Source organism: Bartonella saheliensis (assembly GCF_902162175.1).
On sequence record NZ_LR607196.1, the window covers coordinates 23,984 to 43,322 of the forward strand.

The following is a 19,339-nucleotide window of genomic DNA, read 5'->3' on the forward strand; positions in this document are numbered from 1 at the left end:
GTAGCAAAATTCAATCTAGGATTTAAGGAGAATTTATGAAGTGAACTATATTGAAGTGGTTACTAGGGGGAAACTGTAAGAAAAAAAGCTAGGTTTTGGCTCTGGTTGCAGTCTTGGTTTTTTAGGGGAAAAAGAAAGACAATCTCTGTCTGTTTTCAGACCATAAAATAGTGAGGATGTATTTTAATACTATAACGAAGAAGATAATTTCAGGATAATCATGTTTGGTTTTAAAAGATGTGAATATTCTCCCTTTATTGTAGGTTATGTTCAAAGTTTTTTTAAATGGAGAGAAAGTTAAAATGCTGAATATTTCCCAAAAGAAAATATTCTGTCTGGAAGATGTATCCATAGGAAAGCTTTTGGTGGCTAAATCTCAAAAGGGGATTTGTTATACTGCATTAGGAGATACTACAGAGCAATTATTACAGGAGTTTACGGTACGCTTTGGTGATGCACAACAAGTTGTGGGTGACAAGGCATTTAAGAGAGAGGTTGCACATATTATAGCCATGATAGAAATGCCTAAGTTGGTAAAAAAATATAATTTTCCCCTAGATATAAAGGGGACCGTTTTTCAACGACAAGTATGGACACGATTATGCGATATACCGTGTGGTGAAACAATTTCATATGAGGAATTAGCATGTCGTTTGGGGATGCCAAAAGCTTTTCGTGCCGTTGCTAATGCATGTGCGCGTAATGAATTGGCCATCATTATTCCTTGTCATCGTGTTGTCCGTAAAAACGGTTTTATTTCAGGGTATCGTTGGGGCGTTAAACGGAAACAGATTTTGTTACAACGAGAACAAACAGAAGAAATTAAAAACAAACTTAATTTTGTGTGATGGGCATTATAATCGTTACCGTTGTTCCTTTCATTTCTTTTGAAGTAATTTCAAGTTTTCCTTTGTGTAGCTCTAATAAGGAGCGTGAAATGGCTAATCCAAGACCTGAGCCCGTATGGGATTTAGTCAGCTGATTTTCAACTTGTTCAAAAGGTTGCCCAAGTTTTTTGATGGCTGATTGTGGAATACCGACACCTGTATCGGTAATTTTAAAAATAAGATTATCTTTTTTCTTGAAAGCGCAGACATCAATATTTCCACCAGAAGGCGTAAATTTAACCGCATTAGAGATGAGATTAAGGAAAATCTGTTTCATGGCACGCCCATCAACTTCAGCATGAAGTTCTGGGGTGATATTTGTTGTAACAGCAATATTTTTTTCTTGAGCCTGTGGTGTAAGTGTTCGTACTGCTTCACTAATGATGGGTTCAAGATCGGTATTTTTACAATCAAGCGTAAATCTTCCAGCTTCGATTTTTGACATATCAAGGATATCATTGATAAGAGTTAGAAGATGGGTTCCTGAATTGTAAATATCATGCATATATTCCTTATAGCGCTGTGAACCAAGGGGGCCAAAAGTCGATTGTAACATGATATCTGAAAAGCCAAGAATAGCGTTCAGAGGTGTGCGCAATTCATGAGACATATTAGCTAAAAATTCTGATTTAGCTTTATTCGCACTTTCTGCGCGCTCTTTTTCTGCTTTCAAACTTTTATTCAGCTTTTCTACTTCTGTCGCACGTTGTTGAGCACTCCCTCTAGTGCGTTTGAGTTCTTGAATAAAAGAAAAAAGACGCCTTTCACTGTCTTCAAATTTTTCCTGTTGTTGTTTAAGCTCAGAAATATCCGTACCAATACAAACCAATCCTCCGTCTTGGGTTCGCCGTTCATTAATTTTAAGCCAATAACCATCTGCCGTTTGGCGAATACTGGTTAAGTTACCGGTGCCATCATCTTTGAGGGGATATTCACTGAGTGCAGGGCGAGCCATGGCTTCAACGGTTGCACGTTGGATCCCTGATTGTAGAATTTGTTTAGGAATAGCGGCATATTCGCAAAATTTGCTATTGGACATGACTAAACGTCCCTCAGCATCCCACAAGACAAAAGATTCTGAAATGTTTTCAATCGCATCACGGATACGAAGGTCAGCTTGCGCTGTTTGTTCAGCCAATTGCTGCTGTTCACTAATATCGAAGGAAATACCAACCAAATGGGGTTCTTCTTCTTCAGTAACTTCGGCGCGAAGTCGCATCCATACATAATGACCATCAGCATGCCGCATGGGAATATTGATATCGATATGCTTTTTTTTGCCTCCCATTAATTCTTGAGCAAGATCAAAAAAATTGGCATCATTGGGATTGATAATGGCACTAATTTGAGAAATGGAGAGCAATGCATCTTGAGGAACATAGCCCAGCATTTCATACATAGCCCGTGACCAATAGACACGTCCACTTGCCATATTCCAATCCCATAATCCACAACGTCCACGCATCATTGCCATATCAATACGGTTTTGAGTTTTTTCGGAAATAAGATCTATCTTACGTGCTCGTAAAAGTTGATTATAATAAGCATAAAGAAGAGCAAGAATAATACCGCTTGTTCCAATGAAGAGAGTTATATTAAGCGAAAAAAATCTGCGCCATTCCATAGTGCTATCTTGCATCTTTTCGCTAATGAATACGCCATATTGCCCGTTTTTTGTTTGATGAAATGAAGCAAGAGCAGGGGTATTCTTGCCTATTGTAATTTTCATAATTCCAGCGTGTTGTCCAAGAGATTGTAAAGCAATGCTCTCAGAGATAAAATCTTGCAAAGGTTTTCCTAAGACGATCTCTGAACTGGAGGAAGCCAAGACATTGCCTTTTTGATCAACAATGGCGATGAGAGTGCTAGGATTAATAAGCTCTTGATTGCGCAAAATGGTGAGGATATTTTGCAAATGATCATGAGAAAGGACAGAGACTTTTCCTTTCTGAGAAACAACCAATAAGTCACGATCAATTGTATTGGTGATATGAGAAGCTAAGAGAGCGAGGGTAGAACGCGTGCTTTTATCAATTGTATTGCGCCAATCATAGATTGATACAAAACGAATGGCTGCAAGAACAATAAGAAATGTGACAATAACAAATGGAAGTGAGCGTCGTAACCAAGGTTCAATAAAGAGAAGCTTTTGATAAGCAGAGCCAGAAAGCAGATGAATACGCTTCGTCTGCGCTTTATGACCTTGAGCGCTCGATTTTGAATCAGCATATATTTCCGTTGGCGCATTATATGCGTCCAATTTAGTCATCTCTTCTTCCTTTAATTGCGGAATAATGTGATTTAAAAACTGCTTCGATCTTCATGAGTAACCCCATCAAAGCGCAGTGAATCAAAACAGGAGTCTTCTGTCCAGTCTTTTTTTAAAAAAAAGTATTTTACTTTTATGAATGTGGAATATGAAAAGAAAAAGGTATTTGAAACATGACCGATAAACAGGCTTGGATTGCCTATTTATCGGTTTAATGGTGCTAGAGGTTTTTTTTAGAATTTATTTAAATCAATATTCATATCATATTGATTTTAAATATTTTTTTGTTTCAAATAAGCAGACGATTGATGATATCAGCGACATCACTTGATAACTTTGGCGCAGCAGCGATTGTTTTTAATTCAGTTTCAAGTTTTTGTTGCCGAATGGGTTCTAATTGTCGCCAAGAACGCATCATGGTTAATAATCGTGAAGCAAGCTGTGGATTTTTTTTGTCAATTTCTAGAATGATTTGGCAAAGAAAATGATAAGATGCTCCATCCATTCTGTTGAAGCCTGTGGGGTTATGAGAGGCAAAGACACCGATCAAGGACCGTACACGATTAGGATTATCTTGTGAGAACAGCGGGTGTTGCATGAGCTTTTGAACATTCTCAAGTGTTGATGCGCCAGCAACCATTGCTTGAATAGAAAACCATTTATCCATAACCAAAGGGTCATGCCGATAGCGGTTTTCAAAATCATTTAAAGCATTTTGTGTCTGCTCACTTTTATTAAAACGCTTCACGAGAACAGCGATACTTGCCATTCGATCAGTCATATTATCAGCTGTTGCATATTGTAAAGCAGCGCGATTTGGATTGGCTTCGGCGGTGGAAAGATAATCCAGTATGATATTCTTGAATGCTCGCTTTCCAGCTTGTGCAGTATTTGGTGAATAGGGCTCTTGGGTTTGCATTTGCCCATAGAACTTTGTTAGGAGCTCTTGATGGGTTTTTGCAAGTGAAGCTAAAAACTGATTGCGGACATAATGAATACGATCTGGGTCAATATTTTTACCGATTGTATGAGCAAGTTCAACCTCACTAGGTAAATTTAAACAGAAAGCACGAAATTCAGGCTCTAAGCTTTCATCTGTTATGATCGTTTCAATCAGCTTTAGCAGAGCAGGGGGGAATGTTGCTTTTGCCTGTGTTTTATCTTGAATGCTTTGAATCAAAGCTTGTGTCATTAATTGATTAAGAGACTGCCAGCGATTAATCTGATTGTCATCATGTTGAGCAAGAAAAATAAGTTCGCTTTCATTGAATGGTGTGTGTAGAATGATTGGCGCAGAAAAATCACGCAGCAGTGATAAAACAGGTTTTTCACAAAGCCCCTTTAATGTAAAGGTTTGGCTTTCCTTGGACAACAGCATAACGTCTGATTGAATATCTGTTTCCGCTTCATAAGCAAGGCGTTCTCCATTAGAGCCTAATAAGCCAAATGCAATAGGAAGAAGCATAGGCTTTTTTGTATTTTGTTGTGGGGTTGAGGGAATATGTTGCTTTGCATGAATTGTTAAAACACCATCACCATAATGACTATCGATTTCTACGTTGGGGGTTCCAGCTTGTTCATACCACAGCATGAATTGGGAGAAATCTTGGCCAGATACTTCAGCAAAACAGGTAATAAAATCTTCAATGGTACAAGCTTGTCCATCATGCCGTTGAAAATAAAGATCTGTGCCTTTACGAAACAGAGAGGGACCTAAAATCGTTCGTATCATACGGACAACTTCAGCACCTTTTTCGTAAACCGTTGTGGTGTAAAAATTATTAATTTGGCTATATTGACGAGGACGGACAGGATGAGCAAGAGGTCCTGAATCTTCGACAAATTGCGTAGCTTTTAATGCTTTTACATCTTCAATTCGTTGCAGGCTGCGTACATTTTGATCTGATGAAAATTCCTGATCACGATAAACAGTGAAGCCTTCTTTTAAACAGAGTTGAAACCAATCGCGACAGGTAACACGATTACCGCTCCAATTATGGAAATATTCATGAGCAATAACGCGTTCAACATTTCTATAATCCTGATCGGTTGCTGTTTCAGGATCAACAAGAACATATTTATCATTAAAAATGTTAAGACCTTTGTTTTCCATTGCTCCCATGTTAAAATCTGAAACAGCAACAATATTGAAAACATCAAGATCATATTCGCGCCCGAAACATTGTTCATCCCAACGCATGGAACGTTTGAGTGCATCCATGGCATAAGCAGCGCGTTTGGTTTTTCCTTTTTCTACATAAATACCAAGTTCGACACGTCGTCCAGATGCAGTTGTAAAATAGTCCTCTAACTTATCAAGATCGCCACCTACCAAAGCAAAGAGATAAGATGGTTTAGGATAAGGATCTTCCCAAACGGCAAAATGGCGATTATTCTCTAAAGTTCCTGTTTCCACCAGATTACCGTTTGAAAGCAAGATGGGGATTGTTTGGGAATCGGCTTCAATTTTCACTCTATAGGTAGAAAGAACATCTGGGCGGTCGTAAAAATAAGTCATACGGCGAAACCCTTCCGATTCACATTGTGTGCAATAAACACCATTTGAAAGATAAAGCCCCATAAGTTGGCGGTTGCTTTCAGGATTTAGTTCCGTAACCAATTCCAATGTAAAGGGAGCCGCTGGTGGCGTGGTAATTTCTAAACGTGAAGGCGTAACTTTATAAGTGTTTGGGGCTAATATTTCACCATTAATCGCAACAGAAATTAAAGTAAGATCATCGCCTGAAAGCACAAGAGGTGTTAACTCTTTTGTTTCGTGACGGGGTTCAATAGACAATATGGCTGTAACAGAGGTTTTTGTTGGTGCCAATTGGAAAGAAAGTTGTGTTTTAGGGATAGCGTAAGGAGTTGGCTGATAGTCTTCTAAACGATAAATAGATGTTGTTGGCTGTTCCATAGTTTTTCCCATTCGTGTTTTAAGAGTTAAAGAAGTTTTTTAATTTTAGTGTCAAAGAAGATTAAAGAATTACAAAAGGTTATCGAGACGATTTTTTACTTCTAAGAAGTCTATCCATGTGAGTTTCTTTTGACTAGGCGTTCGAAGAAGGTAAGCAGGATGGAAGGTTGGCATAACAGGTATCTTTATATTATCCTCACTTTCATAAACATGCCATTTTCCTCGTGTTCGGATGATGCCATTTTGAGTTCCGGTAAGAAACTGTGCTGCAACGCCTCCCAGTGCTATAAGCACACGAGGACGCGCTAAATAAATGTGGCGTTCAATAAAAGGGCGGCACAAGGCAATTTCTCTTGGTGTTGGTGTACGGTTTCCTGGAGGACGCCAAGGAATAGTATTAGCAATGTACACATTATTTCTTGTTAAGCCAATTGATGCGAGGATTTTATTCAGTAACATTCCTGCTTTTCCCACAAAAGGAATGCCTTGTAGATCCTCTTCTCGTCCTGGGGCTTCGCCTATGAGCATCAAAGGGCTTCCTGCTGTTCCATCTGAAAAACAGGTGTTTTTTGCTGTTAATTTTAATGAACAACCATTAAATGCAAGAAGAGCAGATTTTAATTCATCAAGTGTCTTTGCATTCTTGGCACTCTCTATAGCAGCAGGTTCGCTTTGCATAGCCTTCAAGTTATGGAGCGGATGATGATCTAATTTTACAGTTGGAGATGTTTTGGGGGATGTTTGTTGATTATGAGAAATGTTCACAACAGGTGCTAATTTTCTCTCTGAACAAGCAGATTGCTTAAAACGATCAATCGGTAAATCTGTCAGAACAGCATCCGCACCACTTTCTTTATAAAAGTTTAAGAGCTCTTCATAGGAAATTGAGTACGGTGTTTGATTTAACATTTTATTTTTTCTAGTGATCTAACAATTATAGATCAAACAATATTATCCTTCAAGTTTTATAAATATATTCATTCGTACCTAAAAACGCTGATAGCATTTTTTCTTTTTATAAAAAAGGCACATCGTTGCGGAAGTTTGCGATTATATATATCGTTAAATGTACAATTGGCTTAGATCCGCCATTTTAGCTTTTTGAACAAATTAATTCCTTTATAGTAAAAGAACTTTCACTTTTATGCAAGTGATTAAATAAATATAATCTTTATTATTATATTTATAATATAATTTAATTATAAAGGAATATTTTATTAAATTAATACTATAGACATAAAAAAATACATAAATATTACATTTATATAAACTGATATTATTTAAAAACTATTTTTACAATGGGTTAAAAACACTGTGTGGGTATATGCTTTTGCTTTTTTTACAGCTGAAATAAGAGATTCATTGAGTGCTAAATGAGCTGCAATAGCACTTGAGAGAATGCACCCTGTTCCACGCATTGTTCCTTTTAAACGTGGAGCAGAAATATTAATAACTTCCATTTTGTCGATGAAGCTATCAATTGCAAGAGGTCCTTCTGCATGTCCCCCTTTTACTAAAATAGAACGAGCGCCCAATGACAAAAGTTTTTTTGCTTGTTGTATTGTCTCTTCATGATGAGATGCCAGTGGGGTTTGGCTAAGAAGAGCGAGCTCATCTCTATTTGGTGTTAAAAGAGTAACATATGGGAAAAGCTGATTGATCATAATTTCTGTGATTTTTTCCGTTGTTAGTTTTCCCCCCGATGAGGCAACCAGAACAGGATCAAGAATAACGGGAATATGGGGATAATCTTCGAGTACACGACAAATTGCCGCGATAATAGCTTGATTTCCTGTCATACCAATTTTTATTGCGCTGATTGAATGAGCCTCTAGGGCACTGCGCATTTGCGCAGCAACAAGTTTTTCATTCATGGGCACAATTTCAGCAACGTGATGATCATCCTGTACATTGACACAAGTAATGGCTAAGTTGGCTTTGATATGAAAATATGCAGCTGTTTCTATATCACGAACAATACCAGCACCTCCTGTTGGATCAGTGCCTGCAACAATGAGAACAGAAGGTATTAACGCCATGGCTGGGTCACCTTGAGCCATTGATCTACCCGCTCTTCAGGTTTTTTATGGAGGATAATGTCTGTGACAACAGCAGCACTATTGGCTCCTGCTTTTAAAACATCTATTGCGCGTTCTGGGTTTAAGCCCCCAATGCCAACGAAAGGTAAAGCACCAATCCGCAATTTCCATTGTTTGATTTTTTCTAATCCTTGAGGTTGCCATTTCATTTTTTTTAAGATTGTCGGATAAATAGGACCAAGAGCAATATAGTCAGGATGAACAGAGAGAGCGATATCCAATTCATGTTCATCATGGGTGCTAAGACCAAATCTTATACCATTTTTGCGAATTGAGGCAAGATCAGCATTGCTTAGATCTTCTTGCCCAAGATGAATAAAATGGCATTTTTCATCAATGGCAATGCGCCAATAATCATTAATTATAAGTTGTGCTCCCCATTTATTACAGATATTTTTTGCGCGTTTGATATGTTGACGGATTGTTTGAAGATCTTCGTCTTTCATACGCAGTTGTATGAGCTTGACACCGAGAGGAACCAAGCGTTCAACCCAATCAGCATTATCAACGATGAGGTAAAATGGATCCAATTTCATGAAAACACTGCTTTTCCAATAACGGGGGTTGAAGGAACGGCGACATTGCGTGCTTCGAGAATGCCTGCTTGATATCCCATACGCCCCGCCTGGATAGCTTTAGAAAATGCTTCAGCCATCAAGACAGGATCACCTGCTTTAGCAACTGCGGTATTAAGAAGGACCGCATCATAACCCATTTCCATAGCAACAGCAGCATGAGATGGACGCCCAATGCCAGCATCAATCACAAGAGTGGTATCAGGAAGATAAGCACGAATAGAGCGCAGTCCATCAGTATTATGAGGACCTTTGGCAGAGCCAATAGGTGCACACCAAGGCATAATGACTTGGCAACCAACATCTAAGAGTTTTTCAGCAACAATGAGATCATCGGTTGTATAGGCAAAAACGTGAAAACCTTCACTGTTTAAAATTTGCGCTGCTTCGATGAGGGAAAAAACATTTGGTTGTAAAGTATCAGCATTCCCAATAATTTCGAGTTTAATCCAAGAGGTTTTAAAGAGATCTCGTGCTAAATGGGCTGTCGTTACAGCTTCTTTAACAGTGTAACAACCTGCGGTATTGGGAAGTATTGTTATATTGAGCTCTTGAAGGAATTGCCAGAATTGTCCCCCTTGTTTGCCACCAGCACTTTCGCGGCGTAATGAAACGGTTACAATTTCTGTATTCGATTTATAAATAGCATCACGAAGAACAGCAGGTGAGGGATATTGCGCTGTACCTAACATAAGACGAGAAGAGAATTTATGCCCATACAGATTCAACATAAATATTATCCTCCTTGCATTGGGCTTAAAACTTCAATTTTATCTCCCTCATGCAAGACAAATTGTCCACGCTCACTCACAGGAACAACTTTTGCATTAACAGCAGTTGCGAGCCAATTTCCTTCATACCCCAATTCCACAAGCAAGAGATTGAGAAAAGTGGCTTCTGTTTGAATTTGTTCACCATTAACAAAGATTTGCATGTTTTATTCCAATGCCAATTTTACCGCGCGTTTTGCCATTTCTGGAGATAAAAGAAAACCATGTCTATAAAATCCATTTATAGAAATATGATTACCATATTTGTATACAGAAGGGAAGTTATCAGGATAAGCTGGGCGGACTCCAACGCCAGATTCAACAATTTCTGCTTCAGCAAAAGCAGGATGCAAGGTATAGGCTGCGTTGAGCAATTCCATCATTGATCTCACAGAGATGGCACCGTCAAAGTCACTTTCAATCATCGTTGCGCCAATCATAAAAATATTATCTTGTCGCGGAACAATGTAAAGTGGGATGCGTGGATGAAGAAGACGAATGGGGCGGGAAAGTTTAATATCCCTACAGCGTACGAGCAGCATTTCACCACGCACCCCCCGTATATTTTTATCTTTTCCTAAACGTGCTATTCCTGTTGCATCAATGATCATATCAAAATTTATTTCAGATGTTTTGACATCAACAAAACATGCACCGTTTTTTATCAGGTTTTCTTTTAAAGCAATGAGCGCTTTACGAGGATCAAGATGGGCTTCTTTTTCATAAAAAAGCGCATGGTTAAAACGTTCTGCAAGATCGGGTTCAAGACGTGCTATTTCTTCACTATTGATAATTCTATGATGATGTGTCCGCTCTAAAAATCGTTCAAGCTCTACCTTATCTCGTGCTGGTGCAACAACTAAAGTTCCTTTTCTTATAACAAGATCTGGAAATATTTTGTGCCACCATTGTATGGCTTGTACACCAAGATCTTCAACGATCTGTTCAGTATTTTCTCTTTCACAGTAAGGCGCGAGCATTCCTCCTGCATACCAACTTGCCGTTCCTATAGGAGAAAGAGGAGGGGCCGATACAGTAATATGAGCGCCTTTTTGTTGTAACATAAAAGCAACGGTTAAACCACCGACCCCCGCACCTTTGATAAGAATATTCTTCAACTGTTGACTCTCTTTTTTTGAGGGGCTTCGACATAAAGGTCACCACTTTCTTGATATTTTTCAGCCATAGCGACCATGCCTTCACCTTTTGTCTTTTGGAGTGATGCAGCATCACGAATATCATGAGAAATACGCATAGAACAGAATTTGGGTCCACACATAGAACAAAAATGCACCAATTTATGCGCATCTTTAGGCATTGTTTCATCATGAAAGGCACAAGCCGTTTCTGGATCAAGAGAAAGGTTGAATTGATCATGCCATCTAAAGTCAAATCGTGCACGTGAGAGAGCATTATCGCGCAACTGTGCTTTGGGCAAACCTTTTGCAAGATCAGCAGCATGGGCGGCAATTTTATAAGTGATGACTCCCGTTTTGACATCATTTTTATCGGGAAGTCCTAAATGTTCTTTAGGCGTCACATAGCACAACATAGCGGTTCCAAACCATCCAATCATAGCCGCACCAATGGCGGATGTAATATGGTCATAACCAGGAGCAATATCAGTTGTAAGAGGTCCCAAAGTGTAAAAAGGGGCTTCATGACACAGATCGAGTTGCTGTTCCATATTTTCTTTAATTTTGTGCATTGGAACATGCCCTGGTCCTTCAATCATAACCTGTACATTTTTTTCCCAAGCAATTTTTGTCAATTCTCCTAAAGTCTTAAGTTCGGCAAATTGGGCTTCATCATTAGCATCAGCAATAGAGCCAGGACGTAATCCATCTCCCAAAGAAAGAGAGATATCATAGGTGCTTGCAATATCACAAATTTCATTAAAATGTTCATAAAGAAAACTTTCTTTATGATGATGAAGACACCATTTTGCCATAATAGAACCACCCCGTGAAACGATACCCGTTACACGGTCAATTGTCATTGGAATAAATGGTAATCTTAAGCCAGCATGAATCGTAAAATAATCAACCCCTTGTTCTGCTTGTTCTATAAGAGTATCGCGAAAAATATCCCATGTTAAATTTTCAGCAATACCTTGTACTTTTTCGAGTGCTTGATAAAGAGGAACAGTCCCGATGGGGACAGGAGCATTTCGAATAATCCACTCACGGATATTGTGAATATTTCGCCCCGTCGAGAGATCCATCACTGTATCTGCGCCCCAACGAATAGCCCAAACCATTTTATCAACTTCTTCTGCCATTGAAGATGTTACGGCTGAATTGCCAATATTGGCATTAATTTTAACACGAAAATTGCGCCCAATAATCATTGGTTCGCATTCTGGATGATTGATATTTTGAGGAATAATAGCACGCCCACAGGCAATTTCATTCCGAACGAATTCCGCAGTATAAATTTCTGGTATTTCTCCACCCAATGGATTGGGTTGCACTTGTTGTTGATCTTTTATTGAGAGCCCTTCATTTTCTCGTATAGCGACATATTCCATTTCTTCTGTAATAATGCCTGCACGCGCATATGCCATTTGTGTAATTTCTTTGCCATTTTTTGCGCGCAAAATAGACCGTTTTTTTTCAAAGGCGGGTATAGGAGAGCGCGTTAATCCATTATCTTCAGGTTTAATTGGACGTGCAGGATAAGGTTCAGTATCATCACGCCTAGAGAGCCAAGATGAGCCAATTGCAGGTAAACCTTTTGTAAGATCAATGATTGCATCTTCGTCGGTATAGGGGCCAGAAGTATCGTAAACATTTAAAGGTTTCTCACCACTCCCATCGGTTAATGAAATTTCACGCAAGGGGACACGCACATCAGAAAAAAGAGGACTCTGTTGATAAATTTTGCGTGAGGCGGGAAAGGGGCTACAACTGATTGATGGAATATTTTTGGGCACAAATTTTTTCCTTTTAAACACAGAGTTCAAAAACTAAGGTGGTATGGGGATATATTCAAATGATCAATTACATACTTTTGAATGAAGAAGTGCTTCTAACATTTTATAGTAAGTGATCTCCAATAAAGCTTAAGAAAATTTATTTTGAAAAGATTAATGCAATATCTAAATAATATCTGCACTCCCCCATATAAACACTTTCGTTAACACCGATATGATTGGCTTAAATACGGACATTGTCAATCACAAAGATGTATTTTAAACGATTTTGGTGTATTTTTAAGAATGAAAAGAGGCATTATGAAGTGATAAACTATAATATTAAGAAATTGTCTTTGATAACTGAGGGGAAGGGGTAGCAAATGTTAAATCGATTGAACTTTTTATCTGGATTGATGAGGCAGATGAGTTAACAAAATAGTTTACAAGAGTGCTTACTTTGATATCGTAATCAATTAAGGAGAACACCAAAAATTGCGCGATTATGTTTAGAAGGATTTATTGTTCTTGCAAAAAAAATATACCTATAATAAAATATATACATAGAGGGAGCTATTTTAAGTGAGAGCGGGTTTGGTTGTAGAGCGTTGATTTAAAAAGACGTGAGATTTGTTCGTAAAGGCTTAAGGGGTGGGGTGTTTTCTTAATATCTGGATCGGATACAACCTTCGGACTTGAGGAAGGCTTATGATCTTTCTTTAGTATTTCAGTTTACTGAAGAGAAGAAATTATCATATTAAATATATTCTTTATGATGCATTGAGGTTGAACAGAAGTCTGTTCAAAAAACATTAGTATTGATCTTGGAATACAAACTCAGAAATAAATTGAATGAAATAGAATAAAACACCCTCATATCAATAAAAACATAATGAGGTATGCAAAGAATGTGAAGCTAACTTTTAAATTTTTAAAATACAAATGATAATCAAAAGAGAGATTTGATACATTGAACAAATAAAATGTTTCATTAAAAATTTAAATGAGCGACTTTCTATACAGATGATAAGTTATTGCATTTGATAATGGTTATATGAAACCATAAGAAAAAATTTGAACGGTATTTGTAAAACTTTGCAACAAGATCCAAGATTTTAAAATACAATTATATCACGATAGCCCAAATAAGATACCCAATAACATCAGATGAGGTGCTACATTACGGATTAGAAATGGAAGCATTAAGACTGATATTATGAAAAAAATCTGATGAAATTAACTTATTAAATTGAAAGGAGTGAAGAGAGAAAAAATGCGTAAAATATGGATGGTGCAGTGGTTATGATATACCAATGCGGCGGACATATTTTAGATCACAGAACGAGAAATTATTAGAAAAACGATGAAAATAATGGGGGATTTATAATGTCGAATATTTACGATTGGTCGCTAAAAGCTGATGAAAATGCTCATTCAGATAATATTATTAATTGGTCAGAAGGTCAGCCGCCTAGTTCTGTCAATGATAGTGCGCGGGCGATGATGCAGCGCGTGCGTGAATATCTTACAGATAATGGTGGATCTATTGATTCAGGCTTTATGATCAATGCGGAAGATAAAACAACATTAATTACCTTAAAGACAGTTTCACCGATAAAGAAATATAACAATGATATCATCATACGTTTTAAGTCTCATGGCGTGAATGTTGGCAAGACGACAATAAAAGTTAATAGCATGGAAGAAAAGCCTATTTATAAAGCGACGCATACAGGTGTTATATCGTTAGAAGGGGGAGAGCTACAAACAAACGGTATTTATGAAATGGTATATAATGGCAATATTTCAACGGAAGATCGAGATGGTTGGTATTTATTAAATCCTACACCACCAAAGATAGAAATTTTTCCTACTGGATTTATTGCGACATTTGCTATGCAAGAAATACCAACCGGTTGGCTTTTATGTGATGGTAAGACCTATAAGCGTAAAGATTATCCGCAGTTATTCAAGGCAATAGGTGATCAATGGGGAAAAGACAGTGATACAACTTTTAAAGTTCCTGATTTTAGAGGCATGTTTTTACGGGGTTTTGATGATGGTCGGGGTTTAGATGATAATAGAAAATTTGCTGATAAACAACAAGATAGCATAAAATCACATACACATATTGGAACCATTGAAGAATCAGGTAAGCATACACACAATTTTCAGTATAAAGGCGTTGGATGGCCAACGGGTAATATTGGGAGATTACCGAATTATTATACCTATAATGCTACCTTGCAAGGGACAACGGATTCTGCTGGTGCACATACACACAAGGTAACGCTTGCCCATACGGGTGAGGCTGAAACGCGCCCTGTTAATACAACAGTTGTCTATGCTATAAAATCATGAGTATGATTGGGAAATACAGAATCTATATACATTTGATAATTTTGTTAACGCGGAGTAATTCCGCGTTATTTTTTATATATTTAAAGAGGAAACCTCTATACAGTTTATAGGATACTTGAGAGAGTCAAAAAACAATTTTTTAAATAGAGGAAGAAAAGTGAAAAATATGATCATATTTGATCTTCTTATTGGCTATAGAGGGGAAGTAAATGATCATTATAAATCAATGTTTATCTATCGATAAAAACAGCTAAAGTACATGCGTTATGAAAAGAATAATGCCACTAAAACCACAAATAAATTTTTTATGGATTGAGAGAAAAGAGTTCATTTAAAAATAAACAGACTCTTGGATATTTGCGTGCTTTATTTTTCTCACGGATTTTAATTTTTAGATTGAAGACGATAGCTTTGAGATCTAACTTCACAGGAGGATGCCGTTTGAGGGAGTATAAATGGGATATCTTCTTTAGGTAATTCAGAAACGTTTAAGGAACAATGATAAACATTGCGGAGATTTTGTGTTGTCAAAACAGCAGAGGCATTTCCTTCGCAATAAATTTCGCCCTCCTTGAGCAAGATCATGTTATCTGCATAATGTGCTGCGAGATTGAGATCATGAAGAACAGCAAGAACGCCACCACCAGAATGGGCAAATTGTTTTGCAATGTCCATAACGATAATTTGATGTTGAATATCGAGGCTAGCAATAGGTTCATCTAATATCATCCAACGAGGAATTCCATTATAAATGGGTTTCCATATTTGACAAAGAACACGCGCAAGTTGTACGCGCGCTTGTTCTCCACCTGATAATTGGTGGTAATACAGGTTACCGTAATCAGAAAGGTCAACGCGCTCTAAAGCTTCTTGGATCAGATTTTGCAATTCGGCTTTGGCAATGGTAATTTGGTTTACAGAAAGGCCAAGACCCACAACTTCATGAACTAAGAATGGAAATACGAGCGTTGTTGATTGTGGTAAAACGGCTCGCATTTTTGCCATTTCATAAGTCTTTGTTTGGCGTACATCATAACCATTTAAGGTTATTTTTCCACTGTAAGGAATTTCCCCACTTAATGCTTTGACAAAAGTACTTTTTCCTGATCCGTTGGGACCGATAATGATAGTAAAAGCACCACTTTTAGCTTGAAGATTAACGTGGTTAAGAATCTGTTTCTTTCCGCGCTGAACACAAATGTTTTTTGCCTCAATCATGAAAAGTCTGTTCCTCGTTTGCATATAAGGATCCACAGGAAGAAGGGAGCCCCAAAAAGTGCTGTTACAATTCCAATTGGCAATTCTGCGGGAGCAACAATTAAGCGTGCAAACGTATCAGCAAAAATAAGTAATGCTGCTCCCAAGAGAGCAGAATAAGGAATAAGATAACGGTGATCAGGACCAATAAGCTGACGTAAAATATGAGGAACAATAATCCCAATAAAACCAATACCACCACTGACAGCAACAGCACTTCCACACATAAGAGCAACAAGGGGAATCGCAATATTTTTAACACGTTGCACTGGGAAGCCAATATGACCAGCAACGGCTTCACCAAGTGCAAGAGCATTCAGTGCTCGTGATAAAAAGGGGGAAAAAAGAAGACCAGCAAAGATGAAAGGGAGAACAAGCCATACTTTCAACCATGTTGCACCCGCAAGAGAGCCAAGACTCCAAAAAGTAATATCGCGTAATTGTTGGTCATTTGCGATAAAAATCAACGTTCCAACAACGGCACTGCTTAAAGCCCCAAGGGCAATACCGGCAAGCAACATGGTTGCAATAGAGGTAAAGCTATGATGCGTAGCTATTATATAGAGGATAATCGTTGATAAAAGCCCACCTAAAAAAGCGCCTATGATAACTTTATACGGTTCTAGAAAAGGTGCAAATGAAATAGGAATGGCAAAACCTACAACAATGGCTAAAACAGCACCAAGACCGGCTCCTGCTGATACACCCACAATTCCAGGATCAGCAAGAGGATTACGGAAAAGTCCTTGCATCAGAACCCCTGAGACAGCCAAAGCTGCTCCAATCAATAGCCCTAAGATAACGCGAGGAAGCCTTATATCAATAAATATGAGATAATCACGTGTGTTACGACTGACAGAAAATTCTTGCGTAAACAGGTTATAAAGAAAATCAAAGAGTGAGGTATTTGAAGCGCCATTTAAAAGTCCGCTTAAAATGCTAAAGATGAGGAATATTATAAGAGCGAATAAGAGTATTTTTCTTAAATTTTCGCGCTTTATTCTTTTGTTTTTTTCTATTTTAGATGCATAAACCATGGATGGTTTCTCTACCAATTTTATTCGTTTTTATCGTTTTGGCCGTTTTTATCGTTTTGGTTTGCACCATAAAGCATATGAATAAGTTCTCTTGATGCATTTGCAGTGCGTGGACCAAATCCTAAAAGATACATAGCATCCATTTGTTTAATAGCATGATTTTTGGCGGCAGTTGTTGCTTGAATGGCTGGTATAGCTAAAAGTTTTTCAAGATTAATAGATTTCCCACTATGTGTTATAAGTAAAATAGCATCAGGATCTGCTTTTAGTAACGCTTCGTTATTGAGAAGTTTATACCCTTTATAATCAGTAATGGCATTGATAGCCCCTGAAAGTTTTATGATACCATCAGCTGCTGTATTTGTTCCAGATGCCATAACGCGCCCATTTTGTACGGATAAAATAAAAAGGACACGCTTTGGTTTCGTTACTCTTGCCAAAAGAGCATCGTTGTCTACAAAATCACGGCTTACCTTTTGAATTAATGCTGCGGCTTGCTCTTCACGCTGGATGGCTTTTCCAACAAGGCGAATTTTTTCTATGACACTTTCTCGAGAATAGTTTTCTGGTATGATCACGATAGGGATTGATGTCTTTTTGAGAATTTCAATTGTTGAAGGAGGCCCACTTCCTTCAACGAGCAAGATTCCTTCTGGAGCAAGAGATAGAACACCTTCAGGTGAAAGAGCGCGCATGTAGCCAAGCACAGGAAGTTTGAGGGCTTCTTTTGGATAAACACTTGTACTATCACGGGCAACAAGTCGATCTTGTGCGCCTAATGCATAAACAATTTCCGTCAGAGAACCGCCAATGGAAACAATCCGCGCATTTTCAGAAAAATGTGTGGTAGGTTCAGCAATGACCCGTTGAGAAAAAAAGTTAAAAGAAAGCAATAGAAAAAGAAGAAAAAAACTGAAATGTCTACGCAAAAGAAGTATAAGCATATTTTATCTTTCTAAGCGACGACTAATTCTTGATAGGGAGGAAGAGACTTCAATAAAGCACGCCAATCCTCACGCTCTTTTTGACCTTCTTTACGCAAGCCAAAAAATTGAACAATCATCCCATCATTTTTATCGAAAACTTCAAGTGAACTGATATAACCATCACGAGTAGGTTTGCGAACATGCCATACACGAGCAATCCCAGACGTAAGTAAATGAAGGTCAAATCCTGGATCAAGAACATTAAGCCAAGGCCCCATTTGCTTAATATTTTTTACAGTTCCACTAAAAATTTGAATACACCCTTTATTCCCAACAAAACACATAATAGGCAGTTCTTGTTCTGCGACTTGGTTCAGCATTATTTCAACAGCATCTGCCTGTAATTCATCGGCAAATTCATTGCCAGCATATTTTACAGCATGATGCCGATTAATTTTAAATTCGGAAATAATTTTATGAAGTTGGTGTACATCTGTCATTTTACGCCAACGATCCCGAAAATTCTCAATATCCAATTCTGTTATGTCACACTGAACTGGAAGAGAAACAGGAAGAATGTCAAGAACAGAAGACTGATCTTCAAGAAGGAGATTTTCAACAAGTCTATTCCACTCCTCCATGTTGGTCATATCTTTAGAATAGATTTTTAAAATAGCAACGCCATGCTCATCAAAGAATTGCAGACTTTTTGCAGGCTTTCCAAGGATAATGACATCATATTCAAAACCGAACTTCCATTGTTTTGCAAAAATACGCAAATCAATTTCACCCAGTGTAATAGGAATATGTTGATTTTGAATAATCTTTTCAAAGCATCCTGTTATTTCGTGAACGGCATATTCATTGCGTGTTAAGACCATGACTTTTCCAAGTCGCGGTGCACTTTCCAAGAGAGTAGCAACATCAGTTTGTAGCCTTTTTGCTTTTCCAATAGTACAGTAAGCCGCAATAAGTTCCGCTTCGGATATACCAATCGAAACCGCAAAATCGCGGTTTCGCATTTCTTTTTTTTCTTCACGCAAACGAAGAATCATTTCAGCTGTATACGCCATGTACTTTACCTTTATGTTATTTAACTCAAAAACTAACTTTCAAATTTTACAACTCCAAGGCGATAGACTAAATTCTTTTAGGCGTTCAATCTATCACAAAACGATGCTTTACCGCCAACAGCTGAACAATCAAAAAACGATAAAACGGAAAGAATTAGGGATTTTCTACCAAATCTTTGTAATTTTAAAGATATTAAAAATAGAAACACAATAACTAATCCTTTTATCGATACGACTTTTGATCTAATCGTTAA

15 protein-coding genes are annotated in these 19,339 nt (G+C 37.8%); 2 read left to right on the forward strand and 13 right to left on the reverse strand.

From position 1 onward, the window contains the following. The first annotated feature begins 302 nt into the window (after positions 1–302). Positions 303–848, forward strand: a complete 546-nt coding sequence (locus tag FS875_RS01205) for a methylated-DNA--[protein]-cysteine S-methyltransferase (protein WP_144751917.1) — start codon at positions 303–305, stop codon at positions 846–848. Here FS875_RS01205 and FS875_RS01210 read toward each other — a convergent pair. The 9 genes from FS875_RS01210 to thiC form a co-directional block, all read right to left on the reverse strand. Then, entirely contained in the window at positions 835–3,156 is a 2,322-nt protein-coding gene (locus FS875_RS01210) for a sensor histidine kinase (RefSeq protein WP_144751920.1), read from the reverse strand. The genes FS875_RS01205 and FS875_RS01210 overlap by 14 nt on opposite strands. Before the next feature lie 289 nt (positions 3,157–3,445). Then, the gene (gene pepN / locus FS875_RS01215) at positions 3,446–6,073 is read right to left on the reverse strand and encodes an aminopeptidase N (protein ID WP_144751923.1); all 2,628 of its coding nucleotides are present in this window, start codon (positions 6,071–6,073) and stop codon (positions 3,446–3,448) included. Between the two features lie 69 nt (positions 6,074–6,142). Further along, complete coding sequence (locus FS875_RS01220; RefSeq protein ID WP_144751926.1) at positions 6,143–6,982, reverse strand: uracil-DNA glycosylase; 840 nt, start codon at positions 6,980–6,982, stop codon at positions 6,143–6,145. Between the two features lie 371 nt (positions 6,983–7,353). Beyond that, on the reverse strand, positions 7,354–8,112 hold the full coding sequence (locus FS875_RS01225; RefSeq protein WP_144751930.1) for a hydroxymethylpyrimidine/phosphomethylpyrimidine kinase: 759 nt from the start codon (positions 8,110–8,112) through the stop codon (positions 7,354–7,356). Beyond that, positions 8,103–8,708 (reverse strand): thiamine phosphate synthase, encoded by a 606-nt coding sequence (locus FS875_RS01230; RefSeq protein WP_144751933.1) that lies wholly within the window; start codon positions 8,706–8,708, stop codon positions 8,103–8,105. The genes FS875_RS01225 and FS875_RS01230 overlap by 10 nt, the downstream gene beginning before the upstream one ends. Continuing rightward, positions 8,705–9,478 carry a thiazole synthase gene (locus FS875_RS01235; RefSeq protein WP_144751936.1) on the reverse strand — a complete coding sequence of 258 codons (774 nt, stop codon included), beginning with the start codon at positions 9,476–9,478 and terminating at the stop codon, positions 8,705–8,707. The genes FS875_RS01230 and FS875_RS01235 overlap by 4 nt, the downstream gene beginning before the upstream one ends. Positions 9,479–9,483: 5 nt before the next feature. After that, the gene (gene thiS, locus FS875_RS01240) at positions 9,484–9,681 is read right to left on the reverse strand and encodes a sulfur carrier protein ThiS (protein ID WP_144751939.1); all 198 of its coding nucleotides are present in this window, start codon (positions 9,679–9,681) and stop codon (positions 9,484–9,486) included. A gap of 3 nt (positions 9,682–9,684) precedes the next feature. Further along, positions 9,685–10,635, reverse strand: a complete 951-nt coding sequence (thiO, locus tag FS875_RS01245) for a glycine oxidase ThiO (RefSeq protein ID WP_144751942.1) — start codon at positions 10,633–10,635, stop codon at positions 9,685–9,687. Further along, entirely contained in the window at positions 10,632–12,452 is a 1,821-nt protein-coding gene (gene thiC / locus FS875_RS01250) for a phosphomethylpyrimidine synthase ThiC (protein WP_144751945.1), read from the reverse strand. Before thiC ends, thiO begins: the two co-directional genes overlap by 4 nt. Before the next feature lie 1,365 nt (positions 12,453–13,817). On the opposite strand from thiC, the gene FS875_RS01255 reads away from it, so the two are divergent. Beyond that, complete coding sequence (locus FS875_RS01255; protein ID WP_144751948.1) at positions 13,818–14,792, forward strand: tail fiber protein; 975 nt, start codon at positions 13,818–13,820, stop codon at positions 14,790–14,792. 384 nt (positions 14,793–15,176) lie between these two features. On the opposite strand, the gene FS875_RS01260 is transcribed toward FS875_RS01255, so the two are convergent. Genes FS875_RS01260 through FS875_RS01275 form a run of 4 tightly spaced genes read right to left on the reverse strand, consistent with a single transcriptional unit; the run spans position 15,177 to position 19,085 of the window. Beyond that, positions 15,177–16,010: a heme ABC transporter ATP-binding protein gene (locus FS875_RS01260; protein WP_144751950.1), complete on the reverse strand. Its 834-nt coding sequence runs from the start codon at positions 16,008–16,010 to the stop codon at positions 15,177–15,179. Beyond that, positions 16,007–17,086, reverse strand: coding sequence for a FecCD family ABC transporter permease (locus tag FS875_RS01265; protein ID WP_144751953.1), 1,080 nt, complete (start codon positions 17,084–17,086; stop codon positions 16,007–16,009). Before FS875_RS01265 ends, FS875_RS01260 begins: the two co-directional genes overlap by 4 nt. Positions 17,087–17,106: 20 nt before the next feature. Then, positions 17,107–18,030, reverse strand: a complete 924-nt coding sequence (locus FS875_RS01270; RefSeq protein WP_144751955.1) for a heme/hemin ABC transporter substrate-binding protein — start codon at positions 18,028–18,030, stop codon at positions 17,107–17,109. Positions 18,031–18,041: 11 nt separating this feature from the next. Continuing rightward, entirely contained in the window at positions 18,042–19,085 is a 1,044-nt protein-coding gene (locus tag FS875_RS01275) for a hemin-degrading factor (protein ID WP_144751957.1), read from the reverse strand. Positions 19,086–19,339: the final 254 nt, after the last annotated feature.

Bases quoted from the DNA above. Each gene is read 5' to 3' on its own strand.
- thiS (WP_144751939.1), bottom strand. From the start codon at position 9,681: ATGCAAATCTTTGTTAATGGTGAACAAATTCAAACAGAAGCCACTTTT.
- FS875_RS01255 (WP_144751948.1), top strand. From the start codon at position 13,818: ATGTCGAATATTTACGATTGGTCGCTAAAAGCTGATGAAAATGCTCAT.
- FS875_RS01220 (WP_144751926.1), bottom strand. From the start codon at position 6,982: ATGTTAAATCAAACACCGTACTCAATTTCCTATGAAGAGCTCTTAAAC.
- FS875_RS01205 (WP_144751917.1), top strand. From the start codon at position 303: ATGCTGAATATTTCCCAAAAGAAAATATTCTGTCTGGAAGATGTATCC.
- FS875_RS01230 (WP_144751933.1), bottom strand. From the start codon at position 8,708: ATGAAATTGGATCCATTTTACCTCATCGTTGATAATGCTGATTGGGTT.
- FS875_RS01275 (WP_144751957.1), bottom strand. From the start codon at position 19,085: ATGGCGTATACAGCTGAAATGATTCTTCGTTTGCGTGAAGAAAAAAAA.
- FS875_RS01265 (WP_144751953.1), bottom strand. From the start codon at position 17,086: ATGGTTTATGCATCTAAAATAGAAAAAAACAAAAGAATAAAGCGCGAA.
- pepN (WP_144751923.1), bottom strand. From the start codon at position 6,073: ATGGAACAGCCAACAACATCTATTTATCGTTTAGAAGACTATCAGCCA.
- FS875_RS01270 (WP_144751955.1), bottom strand. From the start codon at position 18,030: ATGCTTATACTTCTTTTGCGTAGACATTTCAGTTTTTTTCTTCTTTTT.
- FS875_RS01225 (WP_144751930.1), bottom strand. From the start codon at position 8,112: ATGGCGTTAATACCTTCTGTTCTCATTGTTGCAGGCACTGATCCAACA.
- FS875_RS01210 (WP_144751920.1), bottom strand. From the start codon at position 3,156: ATGACTAAATTGGACGCATATAATGCGCCAACGGAAATATATGCTGAT.
- FS875_RS01235 (WP_144751936.1), bottom strand. From the start codon at position 9,478: ATGTTGAATCTGTATGGGCATAAATTCTCTTCTCGTCTTATGTTAGGT.
- FS875_RS01260 (WP_144751950.1), bottom strand. From the start codon at position 16,010: ATGATTGAGGCAAAAAACATTTGTGTTCAGCGCGGAAAGAAACAGATT.